This is a genomic window from Paraburkholderia sp. HD33-4, from assembly GCF_021390635.1.
Classification (GTDB): Bacteria; Pseudomonadota; Gammaproteobacteria; order Burkholderiales; family Burkholderiaceae; genus Paraburkholderia.
In genome coordinates this window covers 3,241,820-3,262,648 of the sequence record NZ_JAJEJS010000002.1, presented here as the reverse complement: position 1 = coordinate 3,262,648, position 20,829 = coordinate 3,241,820, and the positions used below count along the sequence as shown (strand labels likewise).

The following is a 20,829-nucleotide window of genomic DNA, read 5'->3' as shown; positions in this document are numbered from 1 at the left end:
TCGTTCATCGCCGACGCCGCGCCCGCTGCGCGCCGCGAATTTCTTCAGCGCCTGTTCATCACGGCGCCATCGGTTCTTCGTTATCGTGGCGGTTCCGGCTGCGGGGCACGTCGCGTGCCCGGCCGGCCGAGCGAGTCCTCAACATCGACCGCGCGGCTTCAGGTACAGTGCGCGACGGGCGGCACGCGGATCGCCAGAACACCATGACACCGGCGCTCGACCGGTGACGGAGAAGAAATGCACTTCAGGCAGATGAACAAGAATATCCGGCGCGCCGCGGTGGCGCTTTTCGCCAGCTTCGCGGCGGTCTCCACGGCACACGCGAGCTGGTGTGACGGCGGTGTCTGGGCCGACGCGATGCTCGGCTCCTATCACATCAATCCTGATCCCGATACGCACTTCGAGCAGTTCAATCCCGGGCTTGGCGTGGAATGCTGGCTGAACAACCAGTGGGCGCTGACGGCCGGCGGCTTTCGCAACTCGCTGCGTCGGCCGTCCTACTACGGCGGCGGCGTGTGGGCGCCGGAGTTCGCGCATTGGGGTATCGTGCGGCTCGCGGCGATCGGCGGGATCATCTCCGGCTATAACTACGGCAACTGGGGACTTGGCAAAAACCACACGATCGGCCCGGTGGTCGCGCCGATCGTGATGGTCGAATACAAGCGCGTCGGCGCGAACTTCATCATCGTTCCGCCGATCCCATCCGACAATCTGCCCTTTACGATTGGATTTCAGGTGAAGGTGAAGTTCTGACGGAGTGGTAAGCAATGAGGGCGATGGCCCTCAGGTGAGGTTTTTCGGGAGCCAAAGGCCCCCAATTCACCCGAATCGACCGATTACCGCGAACTCGGGGCCCCGGATGCGGCGCCGATCTCCTGGAACTCCTCACCTTAACGCACCGCGTCGGTCTCCTGACTCCTGGAAATCCTCACCATCCTGGAACGTCTCACCTTCGCAGGCACGCTCCAAGTTTTAGCCCTGCATTCCAGCGTATTTTTCGCGTATTGGATGCCGACGCGCTCCGCGTTGGCTCCTGCTAGACGTCGTTGTTCCCCACCACGCTGAAACCAACGAAGCACCTATTGCGTGCTTCGACGCACTGCCTTCCTATCGCCGTTCCGACGCGCACCCAGTGAACCGTCGCGGATCCCGCCGGCCGCTCCCGTAAATTCTCACCGTGGCGGCACCTCCTGGAACTCCTCACCGTGGCGGCACCTCCTGGAACTCCTCACCGTGGCGGCACCTCCTGGAACTCCTCACCGTGGCGGCACCTCATGGAACTCCTCACCGTGGCGACACCTCCTGGAACTCCTCACCGTAGCGGCACCTCCTGGAACGCCTCACCGTAGCGCCACCTCCTGGAACTCCTCACCATTCGCGCGTCGCCCGACCCGGGCATCGCCCATGCACGCGATTCATATCGACCATTTTTGGCCCGAATTTGACCGCGTTTAGCGCGGCTCATATCGTGCAGCCATGTCGTCCGGATGTGATTCGCCCCGCTGCGCAGAGCCATCGTGATGCGGGAACTTCAATCTTCGATCTCCCTGAGCCATGAACTCTGACGCCGTAAATTCCGATCTGAGCGCTCCGCTCGCATCACGCCGACCCGCCGCCGTGACGAGCGGCGTACGACGCGCGGTCACCACCGCCGTGCTCGGTCAAATCCTCGAATGGTATGACTTCTTCCTGTATGGAACCGCCGCGGCGCTGGTATTCGGCAAGCTGTTCTTCCCCGTCGGCAGCGATCCGCTCACCGGCACCATCGCCGCGTTCGGCGGCTTCACGGTCGGCTTCATCGCGCGGCCGATCGGCGGTGTGCTGTGCGGCCATCTCGGCGACCGATACGGGCGCAAGCTCGTGACGATGCTGACGCTGTTCGCGATGGGCACGGCGACGATGCTGATGGGCGTGCTTCCCACCTATCAGCAGATCGGCCTCGCGGCGCCGGCGCTGCTCGTGTGTCTGCGCATCGTGCAGGGGCTCGCCGCGGGCGGCGAATGGAGCGGCAGCATCCTGCTGATTCACGAGAACGCGCCGCAATCGAAGCGTGGCGCGCTCGCGGCATGGAGTCCGTGCGGCGCTGCGCTCGGATTCGTGCTGTCGACCGGTGCGTTCCTGCTGGTGCAGAACCTGTCGTCTGCCGATTTCCTGAGCTGGGGCTGGCGCATTCCGTTCCTCTGCAGCGCAGCGCTCGTCGCACTGGGCTTGTGGATGCGCCGCTCGGTCGGCGAAAGCGCCGCGTTCGCTCGAGCGAAGGCAAAGCGTCACGACAGCCGCATGCCGGTGATCGAAGTGTTGCGGCAATGCCCTCGCGAAGTGCTGACGATCTTCGGTCTGCGCTTCGGCGAAGGCGGTGCGTCGTACATCTTCTTCGCGTTCTCGATCGCGTATGGCCAGTTTCTCGGCATCAAATCGAGCTGGATCCTCGGCGGCCTGACGCTTTCGATGCTGCTGATGATTCCGTTCTCGCTGTTCTTCGGCTACCTGACCGACAAGGTCGGACGCAAGCCCGTGTATCTCGCCGGCGCGATCGCGATGGTGCTGGTTGCGTGGCCGTACTTCGCGCTGCTCGGCTCCGGCGAATACTGGAAGGTCATCACGGCCCTCGTGCTCGCGAACAGTATCACGCTCGGCATCCTCGAAGGCGCGCAGCCCGCGTTCATCAGCGAACTGTTGCCTGTGCATCTGCGCTTCTCGGGGCTTGGCATCGGACGCGAAGTCTCCTCGGTGCTCGGCGGCGGCCTGTCGCCGATGATCGCCACGGCGCTGCTCGCGCACTATCGCAGCGCGACGCCGGTCGCCTTGTATCTCGGCGTGCTGGGTCTGATCACCGTGATCGCGACGCTGCTCGCCCGGGAGACCTATCCGAAAGCGATGCGCATCAATGCGCATCAGGAAACCGAATGACATCGTTCACATCACTGGATCAAGAGGTAACGCGCATGCACGCCGTTCATTCCGCCAGCGCCCGCGCTTGCACCGCCGACGCACGCATCATCGATACGCAGGACGACTACCCCGAATACACGGGCCCGCTGTCGCTCGATGAACTGATCATCGAAGTCGAACGTCGCCGCGACGAGTTCGATGCGGTTTCGCACGTTCCGCGCGACATGATCGCGAAGATGAAGCGCGCAGGCATCTTCCGTGCGAGCACGCCGAAGCGCTTCGGCGGCGACGCGCTGCCGCCTCCGCAGTTTCTGGCGATGCTCGAACGCATCGCGATCGCCGATGGTTCCACCGCATGGGTCGCCGCGTTCGGCTCCGCGAACACGTACCTTGCGTCGCTGCCGGTCGAGACCCAGGCTCGTATCTACGCGTCGGGTCCGGACCAGGTTTTCGCGGGCGGTCTGTATCCGCTGCAACCGGCCGAGCGCGCGCCCGGCGGCTACGTGGTGTCGGGTCAATGGCGCTTCGCGAGCGGCTGCAAGGGTGCGGACTGGATCGGCGTCGGCATCGGTGGCGCGCCGGGCCGGGTCGGCGACGCGAACGCGGGCAAGCCGTTCACGGCCGTGTTTCCCGCCAGCGAAGTCGAGATCGTCGACAACTGGAACGTGGTCGGCATGCAAGGCACCGGCAGCCACGATCTGCGCCTGAAAAACAGGTTCGTCGACGAGCAATGGACCTTCGTGCGCGGTGGCGTGCCGCTGATCGACGAGCCGCTCTACCGCTACCCCGCGGTTGCCTACCAGGCGCAGGTGCATGCGGCGGTGAACCTCGGGCTCGCGCGCGCGGCGCTCGACCTGCTGGCCGGCATGTCGGGCGTGACCAAAACGACGACCGGCGCGCCGCGTCTTGCCGACCGCGCGTACTATCGCTCGGGTCTCGCGCAGGCCGAAGCGAATCTGCGCAGCGCGCGCGCGTTCTTCTTCGAGTCGGCGCAGACGTCGTGGCGTACGGTCCTCTCGGGCGACCCCGTGTCGCCCAGCGAAGCCAATCTGCTGCGCCTGTCCGCCACGCATGCCGCGCACACGGGCGCCGAGGTGGTCATGCAGGCCTACAAGATGGCGGGCATCGGCGCGATCTATCGCGAGAGCCGCTTGCAGCGGATGGTGCGCGATTCGATCGTCGTCACGCAGCACGCGTTTCTCGGCGAAGGCACCTACGACGCGTCGGGCGCGCTGTTCGTCGGCATCCCGCCGGTCACGCCCTATCCCTGAGCGACGAAGGAGCCACTGTCATGACGCACGACGAAACCCGCACGCACTTCCGCAACGCGATGGCTTGCCTCGGCGCGGCCGTCAACATCATCACGACCGATGGTCCGCGCGGGCGCTCAGGCATCACCGCGAGCGCGGTCTGTTCGGTGACCGATACGCCGCCGACCATGCTCGTGTGCATCAATCAATCGAGCTACGTGCATGACGTGTTGCACGACAATGCGAACGTGTGCATCAACATCCTCGGCGCGCACTGCCAGGAGCTGGCGCGCGTGTTCGCGGGCATGACGGGTTGCTCGATGGATGCGCGTTTCGATCAGTGCGCATGGCAGCCGGGAGCGCTCGGCGCTCCGGTGCTCGGCGACGCGCTCGCGAGCCTCGAAGGGCAGATCGTCGACAGCAAGACGGTGGGCTCGCACTCGGTGATGTTCGTGCGGATCGAGCGTATCGCCACGCGCGACGACGGCGATGGCCTCGTCTACTTCGGCAGGCAGTTCCACCGGCTTGCGCGTGCCGGCGTCGCTGCTTGCGAGGCGGCGTGACGATGCAGGTCTGCCTCTTTCTGATCGGCACGAGCGACGCGCCGCAGCCGCTCACGGACACGCCCGCGTTGCTGCGGGCCGCCACGCAAGTCGCGGGGCTGCGCAAGCTGATCGTGCACGAGCCGATCGCGGGACAGGTCGATGTACGTCTCGCGCCGGCAGCGGATGCGCCGTCATGCGTGCTGCAGTGGTACTTCGACGAGCTCGCGACGCTCGAAGCCGCGCTAGGGTCCGACGGCGCGATAGTGCACGCGTTGCACGCAGCGAGCGGCTGGGCAGCAATAAGCCCGCGCGCGTTTTCACAGCAGGTGATGGCCGTGCGCGCATTCGCGCCACGGCAGGCTGCGTCGGTCGAAGACGGCGCGCAACGCTGCACCTATCTGGTCGCATACGAAGGCGTCGCACAGGACTTCAACGCATGGCTCACGCACTATCTCGCGCATCATCCGCCGTTGATGCTGCAATTGCCGGCGCTGCGCGAACTGGAGATCTACACGCGCATCGACAGCCGCAGCGGCTTGCCGTTTGCGCACTCGAGCGCGATGCAACGCAACAAGGTCGTGTTCGACGATCCGGGCGCGCTTACCGCTGCGCTAGCGTCACCGGTGCGCGATGCGATGCGCCGCGACTTCCACGCGCTGCCGCCATACAGCGGGGCGACGCCGCATTTTGCAATGCGCAGCATCTACGGTAACCTCGCCGCATCCTGACCGCGCGTCGCGCGGCCAGCGACATGCCTTCGTTTGCGAGAGCTGCGCATGAACAAGCTGAATCCCGGCATCGCCGATCTGAACCTTCTGCGCGTGTTTCTCGCGATCTGGGACCTGCGCAGTCTGACGGCGGCCGGCGATCGGCTCGGTCTCACGCAACCGGCGGTCAGTCATGCGCTGCGTCGCTTGCGCACGCTGTTCGAAGACCCGCTGTTTTCGCGCACACCCAACGGCATGGTCCCCACCGACGCCGCTTACCGTCTCTATCCGCCGCTCGCGCAAGCGTTCGCGATCATCAACGAAGCCGTGCAGCAGCTCGCGAAGTTCGAGCCGTCAACCGCTCGGCGCGTGTTTCGCGTGTCGATGTCGGATATGTCGGAGTTCTACTTCTTGCCGCCGCTCGTCGCGCTGCTCGATCGCGAGGCGCGCGGTATCCGCATCGAGGTCGCCAATGTGCCGGTGGAGTCGGTCAGCGCGGCGATGCGCGCCGGCGAAATCGATCTCGCGCTCGGCTATGTGCCGGGTCTCGACGCGGGCTGCGTGAGCCAGACGCTGTTCGTCGACGAGCACGTGTGCGTGGTGCGCGCCGGTCATCCGCTGCGCAAGACCAGGCCGAGCCGCGAAGATCTGGCCGCGCTTCGCTACGTCTATGCGAGCACGAATGCGACCGGGCATCGGATGGTCGAGCAATGGCTCGACGAGCTGAACCTGAAGCGCGACGTCGTGCTGCGGCTGCCGCACTTCGTCGTCGCGCCCGAGATCGTGATGCATACCGATCTCGCCGTGATCTTTCCGAAAAGCATCGCGAAGCGCTTCAACCGCGGCAAGGCGTTCCGGATTCTGCCGCTGCCGTTTTCGCTGCCGCCGATCGAAATCCAGCTGCATTCCCACTCGCAGTTCGCGGCGGACCCCGGCATCGCGTGGCTGCGCGAGACCATCCATACAATGTTTCATCAGCCGGCGCGCTGAACACGCCCACACGTGCCCACAAGCGCCGCGCATATTAGCTGCACTGATACCCGTCCTGCTTTTCGGCTAATTTGACGCGGCTATCTGTCGCCTTGACACTGCCTACATCGTGCGAAGCCTTTTCAAAGGCCGCAATCCCCCCATTTCAGAGGCGAGCAGACATGTCTTCCGTTCAATCCCCGATCACGGCCGGGCGCGCCACGGCAGAGTCGGATCGCGCCCTCAGGAAAATCATCATTGCGTCGGTGGCCGGCAACGCGATGGAGTGGTACGACTTTTTCGTGTACGGCACCGCGGCCGCGCTCGTGCTCGGTCAACTGTTCTTCCCCGCGCACGCGGACCCGCTGATCGGCACGATCGGCGCGTTTGCCGCATTTGCGATCGGCTTCGTCGCGCGTCCGCTCGGCGGCATCGTGTTCGGGCATATCGGCGACCGCTATGGACGCCGCGCGTCGCTCGTCTGGACGCTGCTGATCATGGGCTTTGCGACCTTCGGCATCGGGCTGTTACCGACCTATGAGCACATCGGCATGGCCGCCCCCGTGGCGCTCGCCGGATTGCGCTTGCTGCAAGGCATCGCATCAGGCGGCGAATGGGGCGGCGGCGTGCTGATGATCAGCGAGAACGCTCCGCCCGAAAAGCGCGGCTATTTTGCGGCGTGGAGTCAGCTCGGTGTGGGCGGCGGCTTCGTGTTGTCGGCGGGCGCGTTCCTCGCGGTGCAGGCGCTGCCGCACGATCAGTTCATCTCGTGGGGATGGCGTCTGCCATTTCTCGCGAGCATTCTGATCTTTGCGCTCGGCGTCTACATTCGTCACAACCTGCCGGAGAGCCGCGACTTCGAGAATGCGGAGAAGGCTGGCAAGACCGCGCATATGCCGGTGCTCGAAGCGATCAAGCGTCATCCGAAAGAGATCCTGATGGCGATGGGTCTGCGGGTCGCGGAAAACGGCGGCGCCTATATCTTTCTCGCGTTCTCGCTCGTGTATGGCAAGTTCGTCGGCATTTCGAATTCGGTGATGCTGATGGGTGTGATGCTCGCGATGGTCGTCGAAATGGGCGCGATGCTCGCCTGGGGCAAGCTGTCCGATCGCATCGGGCGCAAGCCGGTGTACATGATCGGCGCGGTGTCGCTCGCGGTGATGGCGTTTCCGTTCTTCTGGCTGCTCAATACGCAGTCCACGCCGCTGATCTGGCTTGCGCTGGTGCTCGGCACGGCCGTCTGCCACGGCGCGATGATCGGCACGCTGCCCGCGCTCGTCGGCGAACTGTTCAGCACCGAAGTCCGTTATTCCGGCGTGGCACTCGGTCACGAAGTCGCGTCGATCTTCGCGGGCGGCCTGTCGCCGCTGATCGCGACCGCGCTGCTCGCGCACTACCAGGCCTACTGGCCGGTCGCCGTGTTCCTGATCGTGCTCAGTCTCATCACCGTCGTGACGCTGAAGTTCACGCACGAAACGCGTCATCGGTAACTGCAACGCGTTTTTCCCCGCTAAACCCAAAAGCATTCGCGAAGCGGCCGCTTGCGCGAATGCTTTTCCACGCCCTTACCGGAGACACGCGATGAGCGCGCCGAGTACACCCCCCGCAGAAAGTAAGCGCTATACCTATGAGTGGTATGTCGTCATCATCTGCATGCTCGCTTACATATTTTCATTCGTCGATCGACAGGTGATTGCGCTGATGATCGAGCCGATCAAGCGCGATCTGCAACTGACCGATACGCAGTTCAGCCTGCTGCAAGGCTTCGCTTTTTCGCTGTTTTATGCGGTGATGGGCATGCCGCTCGCGTATCTCGCAGACCGCTTCCCGCGGCCGCGCATCATCGCTGGCGGCATCGCGTTGTGGAGCGTCGCGACAGCCGCGTGCGGCATAAGCCAGAACTTCGTGCAGATGTTCTTTGCGCGCATGAGCGTCGGCGTCGGCGAAGCGGCGCTGTCGCCCGGAACCTATTCGATGCTCGCCGACCTCTTTCCGAAATCGCGGCTGGGCCGCGCGGTGGGTGTCTATTCGCTCGGCTCGTTCATCGGCGGTGGGGTGGCGTTTCTGCTGGGCGGTTATGTGATCGCCTTGCTCAAGCATGCGAGCGCATTCACCTTGCCTGTAGTCGGCGACGTGCGCGCGTGGCAGATCACGTTTCTGATCGTCGGCTTGCCCGGTCTGCTGATCGCGCTGCTCTTCCGGCTGACGGTACGCGATCCCGCGCGCAAAGGTCTCGCGCAGGATCGCAGCGGCCATGTCAAAAGCGTGTCGATGGCGGAGTCGCTGCGCTTCATCGGCGCGCATCGCAAGACGTTTTTCTGCCACTACCTCGGCTTCTCGTTCTACGCGATGACGCTGTACTGCCTGATGAGCTGGAGCCCCGCGTTCTATATGCGTCACTTCGGACTGTCGCCGGTCGAAGCCGGCTACACGCTCGGTGCGGTGCTGCTCGTCGCCAATACGGCGGGGGTCTTCGGCGGCGGCTGGCTCAGCGACTGGCTGCTGCATCGCGGCCATGCCGATGCGCCGTTGCGTGCCGCGTGCATTGGCGCGGCGTGCATGTTCGTACCGGCGGTCGCGTTTGCGCACAGCACGAGCCTCGGTTCATCGCTTGCGTGGTTCGTCGTCGCGATGTTTTTTGCGTCGTTCCCGCTCGCGACCTCCGCAGCCGCGATGCAGTCGCTTGCGCCGAATCAAATGCGCGCGCAGGTTTCCGCGATGTTTCTGCTCGTGTCGAACCTGATCGGGCTGGGTCTCGGCACCACATTGGTCGCGCTGATCACGGATAAGGTGTTCGGCTCGCCGCTCGCCGTCGGTCATTCGATGAGCGCCGTCAACGCGATCGCAACCGCGCTGACGGTGGCGCTGCTGTTCGTCGGCTGCAAGCACTTTCGCGCGAGCCTCGAACGAGAGGCGCTGCAGGCGCGCATGAACGCGCAGACGCAAGCAATGGCGGAAGCCGCAACGCCGCTCGCCGGTAACATCAATGGCATTGATGCAGGAAAGGCTTTTTAATCTATTTTGTTTATTCGATGTGTGACGGTAATCTCGGCATATCGTCCCCAGCAACACATCGGAAGGCAATCATGCAAGCTTCAACCCTGAAAGTCCGCGTCGACGCGTTGTGCGAAGAAGCGCACGGTGTCCGCTCGTTCAGCATTTCGCGGCTCGATGGGCTGCCGTTCGAGCGTTATGAACCCGGCGCCCATATCGACGTGACGAGTCCTTCGGGCGTGACGCGGCAATATTCGTTGTGCGGCGACCCGGAGTGTCTCGACTCGCAGATCTTCGCGGTGAAGAAGGAAGAGCAATCGCGCGGCGGCTCGCGTTCGCTTCATGAAGAGGTCAGCGTCGGCACCGAGCTGTCGGTCGGCGCGCCGCGCAACCTTTTTCGCCTCGAAGAAAGCGCGGACGAGCACATTCTGATCGGCGCGGGCATCGGCATTACACCGTTGCTGTCGATGGCTTATCGGCTCGCCGCGCGGCAGGCGCGCTTCACGCTGCACTACTTCGCCCGCAGCGAAGCGCACGCGGCGTTCATGACGCTGCTCACGCGCGAGCCGTTCGCACAGCACGTGAAGCTGCATTTCGGCGTAGAGCCCGACCAGCTGAAGCCCGCGCTCGATGCGTGCCTGCGCGATGCAGGCGCGAACGCGCATGTCTACACCTGCGGTCCGTCGCCGTTCATGGATCTCGTCGTCGCCAGCGCTGGGCAGCGCTTGCCCGCGGAGTCGATTCATCTGGAACGCTTCAAGGCGGAGCCGGCACCCGCGCCCGAGACGTCACTCGACAGCTTCGACGTGCAACTGGCTAGCAGCGGTCAGACGGTGCGGGTCGATGCGAAGACGTCGATCGTCGACGCGCTCGCGTCGATCGGCATCGAAGTGGACACGTCATGCGGCGAAGGCGTGTGCGGCACCTGCATGGTCGATGTGGTCAGCGGCGAGCCCGAGCATCGCGATCACTGCCTGAGCAAGGCCGAGCGCGCGAGCAATAGCGTGATCTGCTGCTGCGTGTCGCGCTCGCGAACCCCCGTGCTCGTGCTCGACCTCTGATTCGCTTCGGCGCAATCACATCTTCTCGAAGCTCGCGAGGATCTCGGTGATGAGGCCGCGCATCCACGCGATGCCTTCGTCTTCGTGGAAGTGCTCGTGCCAGTGCATCGTCACGGCGGCCTTCGGCAGCGGCACGGGCAGTGCGTAGATCCGGAACGCGTGGCCGCGATTGAGGATATGCGCGAGCCGTTCGGGCAGCGTCGCGAACAGATCCGTCGCGGCGAGCACGCCAGGCACCGCGACGAAGTGCGGCAATGCGAACGCGATATTGCGGCCGACGCCTTGCGCGCGCAGCGCGTCGTCGAGCGCATGGTGGCTATGTTCGAGCGAGCGCACCTGGATGTGCGACGCGGCGAGAAAGCGTTCGAGCTTCAGCGTGTCGCCGCTCGGCAGGTCGCGGCGCTTGCGCGTCATGCACACATACGATTCCTCGAACAGCAGGCTATGCCGCGTGCGCGGCAGTAGCGACGGCAGATTGCCGATCGCGAAGTCGAGCCGGCTCGAGCGCAGCGCCTCCTCGATTTCCTCTACCGGCAACGGCTCGACCACCAGCTTCACGCGCGGCGCGGACTTCTGCAGCGCCGCGCACAGCGCGGGCAGATACGCCATTTCGCCCGCATCCGATAGCGACAGACGAAACGTGCGCGTGCTCGTCGTTGGATCGAAACGTTCCGCGTAACGCAGCGCCTGACGCACGGTATCGAGCGCGTGCCCGACGATCTCCGCGAGTTCGAGCGCGACGGGCGTCGGTTGCATGCCCGCGCGCGTGCGGATGAAGAGCGGGTCGTCGAACATCGTGCGCAGACGGCCGAGCGAATAGCTGACCGCGGGCTGCGACAGCGCGAGGCGTTCGCCCGCCTTGGTCAGGCTGCGCTCTTCGACGATCGCCTGAAACACCCTCAGCAGATTGAGATCGACGTGGTCGATGGAAGTCATGGGGGAGCCTTGTAATATCAACCGAACTTATCCGGCAACCTGTTTTTAGTCGATTTGACGCATGATCGTCGCAAAGCGAGACTGATGTCAACGAGAGGATGCGCTGATGTGTGGCACGCGGGCTTGTCGCGGCTTCACTCGTCAAGGGTGCGTCTTCATTTCAACCCGCAACTTTCCCCGCATACGATGAGTACGCCCACCTATCAAACCATCGACACCAGCGCTTTAGCGAAGCGCGCCGAGGCCGATCGCATCGCGCCTTCCCTGTACTACGATCCCGAGCTGTTCGAAGCCGAGCTCGATCGGATTTTCTATAAGACGTGGATCTGGGTCGCGCACGACAGTGAGTTGCCGAAGCCCGGCGATTTCATCACGACGACGATCGGCCGCCAGCCGGTGATCGTCGTGCGCGACAAGAGCGGCGCGGTCAACGTGCTGCAAAACCGCTGCCGTCATCGCGGCGCGACGGTGTGCGAAGAACACAAGGGCAATGCGAAGGGCTTCACGTGCCCGTATCACAGCTGGTCGTATGCGCTCGACGGCACGCTGCGCGCGCTGCCGTATGGCGACGGTTACGAAGGCGTGTGCGAGAAGGGCGATCTGCCGCTGAAGAAGCTGCGTGTCGGCGTCTATCAAGGCCTGATCTTCGCGAGCTTCAACGAAACGATCGAACCGCTCGAAGACTTCCTCGGCGGCGCGAAACCGTGGATCGACCTGTTCATGAAGCAGGGCGCGGGCTATCCGATCAAGGCCAACGGCGAGCACAAGTTCAAGTTCAAGGGCAACTGGAAGATCCAGCTCGAGAACACCACGGACCTGTACCACTTTCCGGTCGTGCACAAGTCGTGGATGAAGTCGATCGACGACGAGACCGCCGCCGCGATCACCAGCTTCATGACGAGCGACCAGGCATTCTGCCGCTCGCTCGGCAACGGCCACAGCCTCGCGGTGCTGGTGCCCGAGATCGTCGATCTCGACAAGGACGATGGCGCGCCGCTGCCCGAGCGCTTCAGCGAACTCGCCGCGCAACTCGCGCAGAAACACACGCCGGAAGAAGTGCGCCGCATCGTGCGCTCGCTGATGGGCGTCGGCTTCAACCTGAACCTGTTCCCGAACCTCGCGCTGTCGATGGCGTTCTTCCGCGTGCTGCGGCCGATTTCCGCCGAGGAAACGGAGATTCGCCACGTCGCGCTCGGGATGGACGGCGGTCCCGAAGAAGCGAACCGTGTGCGCCTGCGCATTCACGAGCACTTCCAGGGCCCGTTCGGCTTCGGCAGCCCTGACGACGCGGAAGCGTGGGAGCGCGTGCAGCGCGGTTCGCATGCGGGAGCGGACGTACCGATCCTAGTCAATCGCGGCCTGAATCGCGAAACGACCGCCCCGAACGGCGAGAAAACCGCACACGCAACCGATGAAACCGGCATGCGCGAAGCCTACAAGCAATGGCGCGCAATGATGGAGCAGGCATGATGGACGACAGAAACGCACTCTTTTCCCACCAGACCTTTGCGCGCGCGATCGAATTCATCTGGCGCGAAGCCGAATTGCTCGACCGGCGCGACTACCGCGAGTGGCTCGAGTTGTGGGACCCGGCCGGCCACTACGTGGTGCCGATCGATCCGAACACGACCGACTACGCAGCAACGCTGAACTACGCGTACGACGATCAGCACATGCGCGAGCTGCGCGTGCAGCGCATGACGTCCGGCTATTCGGCGTCCGCGTCGGATGCCGCGCGCACGGTGCGCACCGTGTCGCGCTTCACGCTTGCGAGCGACAGCGCGGACATGGTCGAAGTGAAATCGTCGCAGATCATCATCGCGTACAAGCGCGGCACGCCGACGATCTTCGCGGCCGATCTGACGCACAAGATCAGCATGGCGAGCGGCGAGCCGCGTCTCGTCGAGAAGGTGATCCGCCTGATCGATTCGACCGATGCGCTGAGCGCGATCGGCTTCCTGCTCTGACGGATCATCATGCCGACACTCGAAGTCTATCTGCCGCAAGGCTACGCGGATGAACGCAAGGCGCAACTGATCGAGGGCTTGACCGATGCGACCGTCCAGGCGATCGGCGCGCCCGCGGAGTCCGTGCGCATTCTGTTGTCGGAATTGGCGGCGGCGAACATCGGTCTTGGCGGCAAGCTCACGCCTGCCGCGTTGCCGGTCGCAATCGCGATCCTGATTGCGGGGCGCACTGACGCCCAGAAGGTAGCGTTGATTGCGCAGCTATCCGAAGCAATGTCCACGATCCTCGACGTGCCGTTGCCTGCCACGCGCGTGATGATCAAGGACATCCCGAACACGGACTTCGGTCTCGGCGGCAAGACCGCGCGGGCGCTGGGCCGCTAGCTTCGCGATGCGCTCAGGCTTGCGACAGCAGCGGCAACGCAAAGCGGCAGTCGAGGCCGCCCGTTGCCGCGCGCTGCGCCCAGATGCGCCCGTCATGGCGGGAAACGATGTTCTTGCACAACGACAGCCCGATGCCGTTGCCGGCCGCTTTCGACGAAGAAAAGCCGTCGAACAGGCGGTCGAGCACCTCGTCGGACACGCCTGGGCCGTTGTCGATCACGTGAAGCTCGGCCATGTCGTCGTTGCGCGACGTGGCCAGCGTGATCACACGGCCGGCCTGTTTCGTTTCCGTCAGCGCATCCACCGCATTGAACGCCAGATTCAGAATCACCTGCCCGATCAGCACGCGCTCGCAACGAATCGGCAGCGGTTGCGTCGCTTGTTCGAGGTTGACGCTCACGCCCTCATCGCGCGCGCGCAGTTGGATGAAGTACGCGACGTCCGCAAGCACGTCGCGCAAATCCGCTTCCGTCGCGACAGGTTCGCGCTTGCCGACGAATTCGCGCACGCTCCTGATGATCAGCGCCGCATGCTCCGCTTGCCGGTCCGCGGCGCGCAGTCCCCAAACCGCGCTGTCGATCGCATCCGGTTGATTCAGGCGCTGGATCGCGCCTTCGATGAAATTGCGCACCGCCGCGAGCGGTTGACTCAGCTCGTGCGCGATCGCGGTCGCCATTTCGCCCATGGCGTTATAGCGTCCCGCGTATTCGAGCATGCGCGCTTCAGTGCGGCGCGTTTCCTCCAACGCCACTTCTTCGCTGACGTCGCGAAAGTGCACGAGCACGCCGTTGAGTTCACCGGCGATGTCGACGCGCCGGCACGTAATGCGGAGCCACCGTTCGACTCCGTCGCGCCGTTTGATCCGGTAACGCTGCGCGCCGGTGGAATGCTCAAGTGGCGCGTCACGCAACTGGCTGGCGAGGCGGTCGCGGTCCTCGCGCGTGCAATAGTCGAGTGCCACGCCGAGCGGCGCATCGGACGCGACGCCAAGCACGCGCCGTCCGGACTCGCTCAGATAAGCGACCTTGCCGCGGCGCGTAATCAGCGCGACGCCTTCGTCGAGATCCTGCATGTACTCGCGCAAACGCGTTTCGTAGCTGCGCAGCTTCTGGCGCATCGCCTCTTCTTCGCTGATGTCGCGAAACTGCACCATGACGACAGGTCGCCCGCTCAGCGGCACATACGTCGCAATCGCCTCGGACAGCATGTCGACGCCCGTGCGGGAGCGATAGCACCACTCATACGCTTGTGGTCCCTGTTGAGCCGAACGGTCCATTGCGTCGACGGCGATTTCGCGTCGGTAGCGTGCGTCGTTGCGCGTCATGTCGTGCGCCTTCAGCGGCAGCAGTTCGTCGAGCGTAAAGCCGAGCGCGACGCAGGCGGCGCGATTCGCCCACACGATCGCTTTGGTCTCCGCGTCGTGAAGCAGCACGCATTGATTAAGCGCATCGAGCAGCACGCGGAAATCATGTTCGGTGGGCGAGGTCATGGGAAACGGTTCAATGCGCAAATGCCGACGGCGTCAACCATACCACCGGTTTTGCGACGCATCGCTAAAGAAATCCTTACCTGCATGGGGAGATTTGCCTAAGCCGCGTCATCTCTTCCCAATTGTTCCAGTTTTTTGGCGTTTCTAGACTGGCTTCACCGTGTGCAAGCAGCACGCGTCCACTTACTAATCGATGTCACAGGATACGGAGACGTCCATGTCGCTCGCCGCCGCTGTCAACAATCAGGACTACCTCGTCCCATCCACCGAACAGGCACTGGATGACGCGATCGCCGAAATCGCGAAGAGACGCGAAGAGTTCGAACGCCTGTCGCACGTGCCGCGCGATGTGATCGATATGCTCAAGCGCGCGGGCATCTATCGGGCGGCTACGCCGAAGCGCTTTGGCGGCGATGCGCGCGCGCCCAGCGAATTTCTCGCGCTGATCGAACGCATCGCGACCGTGGACGGCTCCGCGGCGTGGGTCGCGAGCTTCGGCTCGGCCAACCTGTATCTCGCCGCATTGCCGCTCGCGACTCAGGCTGAGATTTACGCCAGCGGTCCCGATCAGGTGTTCGCGGGCGGTCTCTTTCCGGTTCAAAACGCGGCGCCCGAGGCGAACGGCTTTCGCGTCAACGGTACGTGGAAATTCGCGAGCGGCTGCAAGGGCGCGGACTGGCTCGGCGTCGGCATCGGCACGGGCAAGGCCGGCGAGGCGCCCGGTAAGCCGCGCACCGCGGTCTTCCGACCCGAGCAGGTCGAGATCGTCGAGAACTGGAACGTGGTCGGCATGCAAGGCACCGGCAGTCACGACCTGCGCGTCACCAACCAGTTCGTCGAAGAAGACTGGACCTTCGTGCGCGGTGGCGCGCCGAGCGTCGATGAGCCGCTCTACCGCTATCCGACCATCGCGTACGCGGCGCAAGTGCTGGCGGTGGTCAATCTGGGTCTCGCGCGCGCGGCGCTCGATGTCGCCAACACGATGTCCGGCGGCCGCAAGACGACGACCGGCGCGCCGCAACTGGCGGACCGTGCGTACTACCGCATCGAACTCGCGAAGGCCGAAGCGCAACTGCGCTCGGCGCGCGCGTTCTTCTACGAAGCGACCGACAGCGTGTGGCAGTCGATCCTCGCGGGCAACGACGTAACGCCCGATCAGGTCAGTCTGCTGCGCCTGTCGGCCACGCAGATCGCGCACCAGGGCGCCGACGTCGTGAACCGCGCGTATCGGCTGGGCGGCACGATGGCGATCTATCGCAACCATCCGCTGCAACGTCTCGCGCGCGACGCGATGGTGGTCACGCAACACGCCTTCCTCGGCGAAGGCAATTACGACGGAGCCGGCGCCGTGTTCGTCGGCGTGCAGCCGATTCCCGGCTACCTGTGAGCTCTCTTCAATCAATCGAACCAAGGAACGTTCCCATGAGCGACAACCGAAACCTGCCTTTGCGTGTGCTGTTCTGCTGCGGCGTCTCGCAGAACTTCTTCGACTTGCCGCGCGAACAGATCGGCGAAGTGTGGCAAGCGTACGGCAAGATGCTGAACGCGATCGAAGCGATGGAAAGCGTGCGCGTGCTGGGCGTGATGGACGACGATCGGCTCGTGGTCGGCAATGCCGATGGCGCGCCGTGGACGTTCTACATCATGGCCGACGTCGCCGACTTCGATACCGCGGTGGCCGTGTGCAATCTGTATCGGACGACGCCGGTCGGCGACTACAACCTGTGGCGCTACGGCAAGATCGAGGCGCGCGTGGGCCGAGCGCTGACGGTGCCGCCGGCGGTCGCCAACCATGCGTGACGCGATGACCGATGCGATGAGCGCAGCGGCTATCGACGCGCTGCTCGCGCGCGTCAAGGCGCTCGAAGCGCAGAACGCGGTGCGCAAGACGATCGCGCGCTACATGGCGCTGTGCGATGTGCCGGTGCGCGCGCTCGAAGGCGAAGCGCTCGCCGCGCTGTTCGCCGAAGATGCGATCTGGGAAGGCATCGGCCCGCAGTACGCGAACAAGTTCGGCCGTCTCGAAGGGCCGGCGCAGATCGTCGCGATGCTGCAGCGTTATCTGCCGCCCACGCCGCATTTCGCCACCAACGTGCACTTTCTGACCGCGGAGCACATCGAGGTGAACGGCGATACGGCGAAGGGTCGCTGGATCATGTTGCAGGCTTCGGGTTATGTCGATGCGAAAGCCGAACTGATCGCGGCACGTCTTGAAGTGGACTTCGTGCCCGCCGCTCACGATGCGGGCGCGACATGGCTGATCCGGCATTTCCGTACCGAGCGTCTTTTCGATGCACCGTGGCAAGTCAACCCGGCCCAGGGAGTTTCGGCATGAGCGCATTTCTGCAGACCTTCAATCTGAGCGCGACGGACAACGCCGACGCGCCGACGATCGCGATCAAGGACAGCATCGACATCGCCGGCTACGCGACGACAGCGTCAAGCCGCGCGCTCGCCGACGCACCGCCTGCACCGGAGCACGCCGAAGTCGTGCAGCGTTTGCTCGACGCCGGCTGGCGCATCACCGGCAAAACCAACATGCACGAACTCGCGTTCGGCATGACCGGCATCAACGACTTTAGCGGCACACCGCTCAATCCTCAGGACGCGACACGCATTCCGGGCGGATCGTCGAGCGGGTCCGCATCGACGGTCGGACAGAAGCTCGTCGACGCCGCGCTCGGCACCGACACCGGCGGCTCGGTTCGCGGCCCCGCCGCATGCTGCGGCGTGATCGGCCTGAAGCCGACGTTCGGCCGCGTGTCGCGGCACGGCGTGGCGCCGCGCGTGACGACACTCGACTGCGTTGGGCCGTTCACGCGCGACATGGACACGCTGATTCGCGTGATGACGGCGATCGATCCTTCGTTTCGCGCGGACGACGCGCATCGCGACGTTTCGCAACTGCGTATCGGCATGGTCGCAGTCGATGCTGACGAAGACATCGCCAAAGCGGTCGCGGAGGCTGTCGCAAAGACCACTCTCGCCGCGCAACCGATCGAACTCGCGTCCCTGAAAGACGCATTCACGGCCGGGCTCGCGGTGATCAACGCGGAGACCTCGCGCGCATTCGGCCATTTGGTGGAAAGCGGCAAGCTCGGCGCCGATATCGAGGCGCGCCTGCGTGCAGCCGCGACCACCAGCGCCGCCGATCTCGACGCGGCCGAACGCGTGCGGCAGGCATTTACCGACGAAGTGGACCGCGCGCTCGACCGTGTCGACGTACTCGTGCTGCCGACGATGCCCTCATTGCCGATCACGCTCGAAGCGGCACGCGCAGGCACGTCGGTGATCGGCATGTCGTCGTTGATCCGGCCGTTCAACCTGAGCGGACATCCGGCGTTGACGCTGCCCGTGCCGATCGAGCACTCGACGCTGAAGGCGGGCCTGCAGATCATCGGTCGCAAGAACGACGACGAAACGGTGTGCGCGCTCGCCGCCTATATCGAAGCGCGCCTCGCGCAACCCGCCTGAACGCAATCAAGGAGTCAGCAACATGTCGAACAGAATCGCGCTCGTGACGGGCGCCGCGCGCGGACTTGGTGAAGTGCTCGCACGTCGTTTTCACGAGGCAGGCTACAAGGTCGCGCTGGCCGATATCGCGATCGAACCCGCGCAAGCGCTCGCGCATGAACTGAGCAGCGACGGTTCGAGCGCCTGCGCGATCCGGCTGGACGTCACGCGCAAGGCGGATTTCGAAGCGGCGCGCGACGCGCTGCTCGAACGTTGGGGTGGGGTAGATGCGCTCGTCAACAATGCGGGCGCCTCGAAGGTCGTGCCCGTGATGGACATCACCGCCGAGCAGTTCGATCAGGTCATCAACGTGAATCTGCGCAGCGTGCTGTTCGGCTGCCAGGTATTCGGCCAGTACTTTGCGCAGCGCGGCGTGGGCCGCATCGTCAACATCGCGTCGCTGGCGGGGCAGAACGGCGGCTCGGCCACGGGCGCGCACTATGCGGCCGCCAAGGGCGGCGTGTTGACGCTGACCAAGGTCTTCGCGCGCGATCTCGCCGCGCGCGGCGTGACGGTCAACGCGATCTCGCCGGGGCCGCTCGATTTGCCGATCGTTCACGAGAGCGTTCCGGCGGACAAACTGGCGAAAGTGATCGAAGGAATACCGGTCGGCAAGCTGGGAGCGGCATCGTATGTCGCCGACGTCGCGGTGATGCTCGCTTCCGGCGACGCCTATTTCGCCAATGGCGCGTGCTGGGACGTCAACGGAGGCCTGTACATGCGCTGATGGGTCTGCATAGGCTGCGGCGGCTGTGTCATTCCGTGCGCTCGTCCGGTGAGCCCCACACTTCGAGCACGCCGCGCACGAGCGTCGGAATCGACGAAGCGCCGAGCTTCTCCTTGATGCTCGCGCGATGCACGTCGACGGTTTTCACGCTGATCGACAGGTCCGCCGCAATCACTTTGCTGGGCTTGCCCTCGATCAAACCGTGCAGCACTTCCTTCTCGCGCGACGTGAGCGAGTTGATCCGCTCGCGCAGTTCGAGCTGGCGCATGTGTTTCGCGTGACGCTGCGACGCGAGTTTCATCGCGCGTTGGATACGTTCGAGCATCTGCTGCGAGTTGTACGGCTTCTCGACGAAGTCGATTGCGCCGTGCTGCAACGCGCGCACCGACATCGGGATGTCGCCGTGGCCGCTGACGAAAATGATCGGCAAGGTCGCGCCGCGCCGGTTCAGTTCTTCCTGCACGTCGAAGCCGCTCACCTCCGGCATGCGGACGTCGAGCACGAGGCAGCCGGGCACGTTGAGGTCGAAGGCGCGCAGGAAATCCGCCGCGCTGACGAAGCCCTGCGACCGGATGCCGACCGATTCGAGCAGCCACGCGAGCGACGTGCGCATGCCGTTGTCGTCGTCGACGATATAGACGATGGGGGCGGCATCGGTGACGGCAGGGCGGTCGCTTCGCGGCATTGGAATGGGCAGACGCGTGCGTGGAAATGGCACGCGGGAATGATCGTCAGAGGGCTTTCATCATAGCTGGCCGGAAAGCGGCCGCAAAGCACTCGCTAACACTACCGGTTCATCTTCCGATGACCGGCAACCGAACACAGGAGACTTCACTATGTCGAGCCAAGCAATACACGCTGATGCCGGGATCGATGAAAACCGCCAGCAGTTCAGGCAGGCGATGGCGCACCTCGGCGCCGCGGTCAACGTGATCACCACGGCCGGTCCGCACGGCTGCTGCGGCATCACGGCGAGCGCGGTGTGCTCGGTCACCGATGCGCCGCCGACGCTGCTGATCTGCCTGAACCGGTCGAGCGCGATGCACGCGGTGTTCGTCGGAAACCGCGATGTGTGCATCAACGTGCTGCCCGCGAGCCTCGAAAGTATTGCGCGTCACTTCGCGGGCATGACCAGTCTCTCGATGGAGGATCGCTTCAAGCTGCCTGTCTGGGATCAGGGCGAAAACGACGTGCCGGTGCTGCGCGGCGCGCTCGCGAGCTTGCAGGGGAAAATCGTGGAAGCGAAGGAGGTCGGCTCGCACTCGGTCATGTTCGTGGAGACTACGCGGATTCGCGTGCGTGCCGACGGCGACAGTCTGATTTACTTCGACCGCAATTTTCACCGGGTGCCGCGCGCGTGGAAGGGGCAATGAGTGATTCGAAGCGCTGCTGGCC

21 protein-coding genes are annotated in these 20,829 nt (G+C 64.4%); 18 read left to right on the top strand and 3 right to left on the bottom strand.

Features of this window, described 5'->3' with window-relative positions; translation table 11 throughout:
• Positions 1–237 precede the first annotated feature (237 nt).
• From L0U84_RS34605 to L0U84_RS34565, 9 genes are all read left to right on the top strand, one after another.
• Positions 238–753, top strand: a complete 516-nt coding sequence (locus tag L0U84_RS34605; protein WP_233856631.1) for a hypothetical protein — start codon at positions 238–240, stop codon at positions 751–753.
• An 801-nt stretch (positions 754–1,554) separates the two neighbouring features.
• Positions 1,555–2,910, top strand: a complete 1,356-nt coding sequence (locus tag L0U84_RS34600) for an MFS transporter (RefSeq protein WP_233856629.1) — start codon at positions 1,555–1,557, stop codon at positions 2,908–2,910.
• Between the two features lie 35 nt (positions 2,911–2,945).
• Positions 2,946–4,163 (top strand): acyl-CoA dehydrogenase family protein, encoded by a 1,218-nt coding sequence (locus tag L0U84_RS34595; protein WP_233856627.1) that lies wholly within the window; start codon positions 2,946–2,948, stop codon positions 4,161–4,163.
• Between the two features lie 20 nt (positions 4,164–4,183).
• On the top strand, positions 4,184–4,705 hold the full coding sequence (locus tag L0U84_RS34590; protein ID WP_233856625.1) for a flavin reductase: 522 nt from the start codon (positions 4,184–4,186) through the stop codon (positions 4,703–4,705).
• A gap of 2 nt (positions 4,706–4,707) precedes the next feature.
• Positions 4,708–5,415 carry an EthD family reductase gene (locus tag L0U84_RS34585; RefSeq protein ID WP_233856622.1) on the top strand — a complete coding sequence of 236 codons (708 nt, stop codon included), beginning with the start codon at positions 4,708–4,710 and terminating at the stop codon, positions 5,413–5,415.
• 48 nt (positions 5,416–5,463) lie between these two features.
• Positions 5,464–6,384: a LysR family transcriptional regulator gene (locus tag L0U84_RS34580; protein ID WP_233856620.1), complete on the top strand. Its 921-nt coding sequence runs from the start codon at positions 5,464–5,466 to the stop codon at positions 6,382–6,384.
• Positions 6,385–6,545: 161 nt separating this feature from the next.
• Positions 6,546–7,853 carry an MFS transporter gene (locus L0U84_RS34575; RefSeq protein ID WP_233856618.1) on the top strand — a complete coding sequence of 436 codons (1,308 nt, stop codon included), beginning with the start codon at positions 6,546–6,548 and terminating at the stop codon, positions 7,851–7,853.
• A 91-nt stretch (positions 7,854–7,944) separates the two neighbouring features.
• A complete protein-coding gene (locus L0U84_RS34570; protein WP_233856616.1) occupies positions 7,945–9,378 on the top strand; it encodes a spinster family MFS transporter in 1,434 nt (477 codons plus the stop codon).
• Between the two features lie 71 nt (positions 9,379–9,449).
• Positions 9,450–10,418, top strand: coding sequence for a PDR/VanB family oxidoreductase (locus tag L0U84_RS34565; RefSeq protein ID WP_233856614.1), 969 nt, complete (start codon positions 9,450–9,452; stop codon positions 10,416–10,418).
• A gap of 15 nt (positions 10,419–10,433) precedes the next feature.
• Here the strand turns inward: L0U84_RS34565 and L0U84_RS34560 are convergent, their stop codons facing one another.
• Positions 10,434–11,354, bottom strand: a complete 921-nt coding sequence (locus tag L0U84_RS34560; RefSeq protein WP_233856612.1) for a LysR family transcriptional regulator — start codon at positions 11,352–11,354, stop codon at positions 10,434–10,436.
• 186 nt (positions 11,355–11,540) lie between these two features.
• Between L0U84_RS34560 and L0U84_RS34555 the strand changes: the two genes are divergently transcribed.
• From L0U84_RS34555 to L0U84_RS34545, 3 genes are read left to right on the top strand one after another with little or no spacing between them, the layout of a single operon-like run.
• Entirely contained in the window at positions 11,541–12,824 is a 1,284-nt protein-coding gene (locus tag L0U84_RS34555; RefSeq protein ID WP_233856610.1) for an aromatic ring-hydroxylating oxygenase subunit alpha, read from the top strand.
• A complete protein-coding gene (locus L0U84_RS34550; protein WP_233856608.1) occupies positions 12,821–13,321 on the top strand; it encodes an aromatic-ring-hydroxylating dioxygenase subunit beta in 501 nt (166 codons plus the stop codon). The genes L0U84_RS34555 and L0U84_RS34550 overlap by 4 nt, the downstream gene beginning before the upstream one ends.
• A 9-nt stretch (positions 13,322–13,330) precedes the next feature.
• Positions 13,331–13,705 carry a tautomerase family protein gene (locus tag L0U84_RS34545; RefSeq protein WP_233856606.1) on the top strand — a complete coding sequence of 125 codons (375 nt, stop codon included), beginning with the start codon at positions 13,331–13,333 and terminating at the stop codon, positions 13,703–13,705.
• A 13-nt stretch (positions 13,706–13,718) separates the two neighbouring features.
• On the opposite strand, the gene L0U84_RS34540 is transcribed toward L0U84_RS34545, so the two are convergent.
• The gene (locus tag L0U84_RS34540) at positions 13,719–15,194 is read right to left on the bottom strand and encodes a PAS domain-containing sensor histidine kinase (protein ID WP_233856604.1); all 1,476 of its coding nucleotides are present in this window, start codon (positions 15,192–15,194) and stop codon (positions 13,719–13,721) included.
• A 217-nt stretch (positions 15,195–15,411) separates the two neighbouring features.
• On the opposite strand from L0U84_RS34540, the gene L0U84_RS34535 reads away from it, so the two are divergent.
• The 5 genes from L0U84_RS34535 to L0U84_RS34515 are packed head-to-tail and all read left to right on the top strand — an operon-like array spanning position 15,412 to position 19,434.
• A complete protein-coding gene (locus tag L0U84_RS34535) occupies positions 15,412–16,581 on the top strand; it encodes an acyl-CoA dehydrogenase family protein (RefSeq protein WP_233856602.1) in 1,170 nt (389 codons plus the stop codon).
• A gap of 35 nt (positions 16,582–16,616) precedes the next feature.
• Entirely contained in the window at positions 16,617–16,994 is a 378-nt protein-coding gene (locus tag L0U84_RS34530) for a hypothetical protein (protein WP_233856600.1), read from the top strand.
• Entirely contained in the window at positions 16,987–17,529 is a 543-nt protein-coding gene (locus L0U84_RS34525; RefSeq protein WP_233856598.1) for a nuclear transport factor 2 family protein, read from the top strand. Before L0U84_RS34530 ends, L0U84_RS34525 begins: the two co-directional genes overlap by 8 nt.
• Positions 17,526–18,668, top strand: a complete 1,143-nt coding sequence (locus L0U84_RS34520; protein WP_233856596.1) for an amidase — start codon at positions 17,526–17,528, stop codon at positions 18,666–18,668. Before L0U84_RS34525 ends, L0U84_RS34520 begins: the two co-directional genes overlap by 4 nt.
• A 22-nt stretch (positions 18,669–18,690) precedes the next feature.
• Entirely contained in the window at positions 18,691–19,434 is a 744-nt protein-coding gene (locus L0U84_RS34515; protein WP_233856594.1) for an SDR family NAD(P)-dependent oxidoreductase, read from the top strand.
• A 28-nt stretch (positions 19,435–19,462) separates the two neighbouring features.
• Here L0U84_RS34515 and L0U84_RS34510 read toward each other — a convergent pair whose 3' ends face one another.
• Positions 19,463–20,119, bottom strand: coding sequence for a response regulator transcription factor (locus L0U84_RS34510; protein WP_233856592.1), 657 nt, complete (start codon positions 20,117–20,119; stop codon positions 19,463–19,465).
• Positions 20,120–20,270: 151 nt separating this feature from the next.
• Here L0U84_RS34510 and hpaC point away from each other — a divergent pair, with 151 nt between their 5' ends.
• Complete coding sequence (hpaC, locus tag L0U84_RS34505; protein ID WP_233856590.1) at positions 20,271–20,807, top strand: 4-hydroxyphenylacetate 3-monooxygenase, reductase component; 537 nt, start codon at positions 20,271–20,273, stop codon at positions 20,805–20,807.
• The last annotated feature ends 22 nt before the right edge of the window (positions 20,808–20,829 follow it).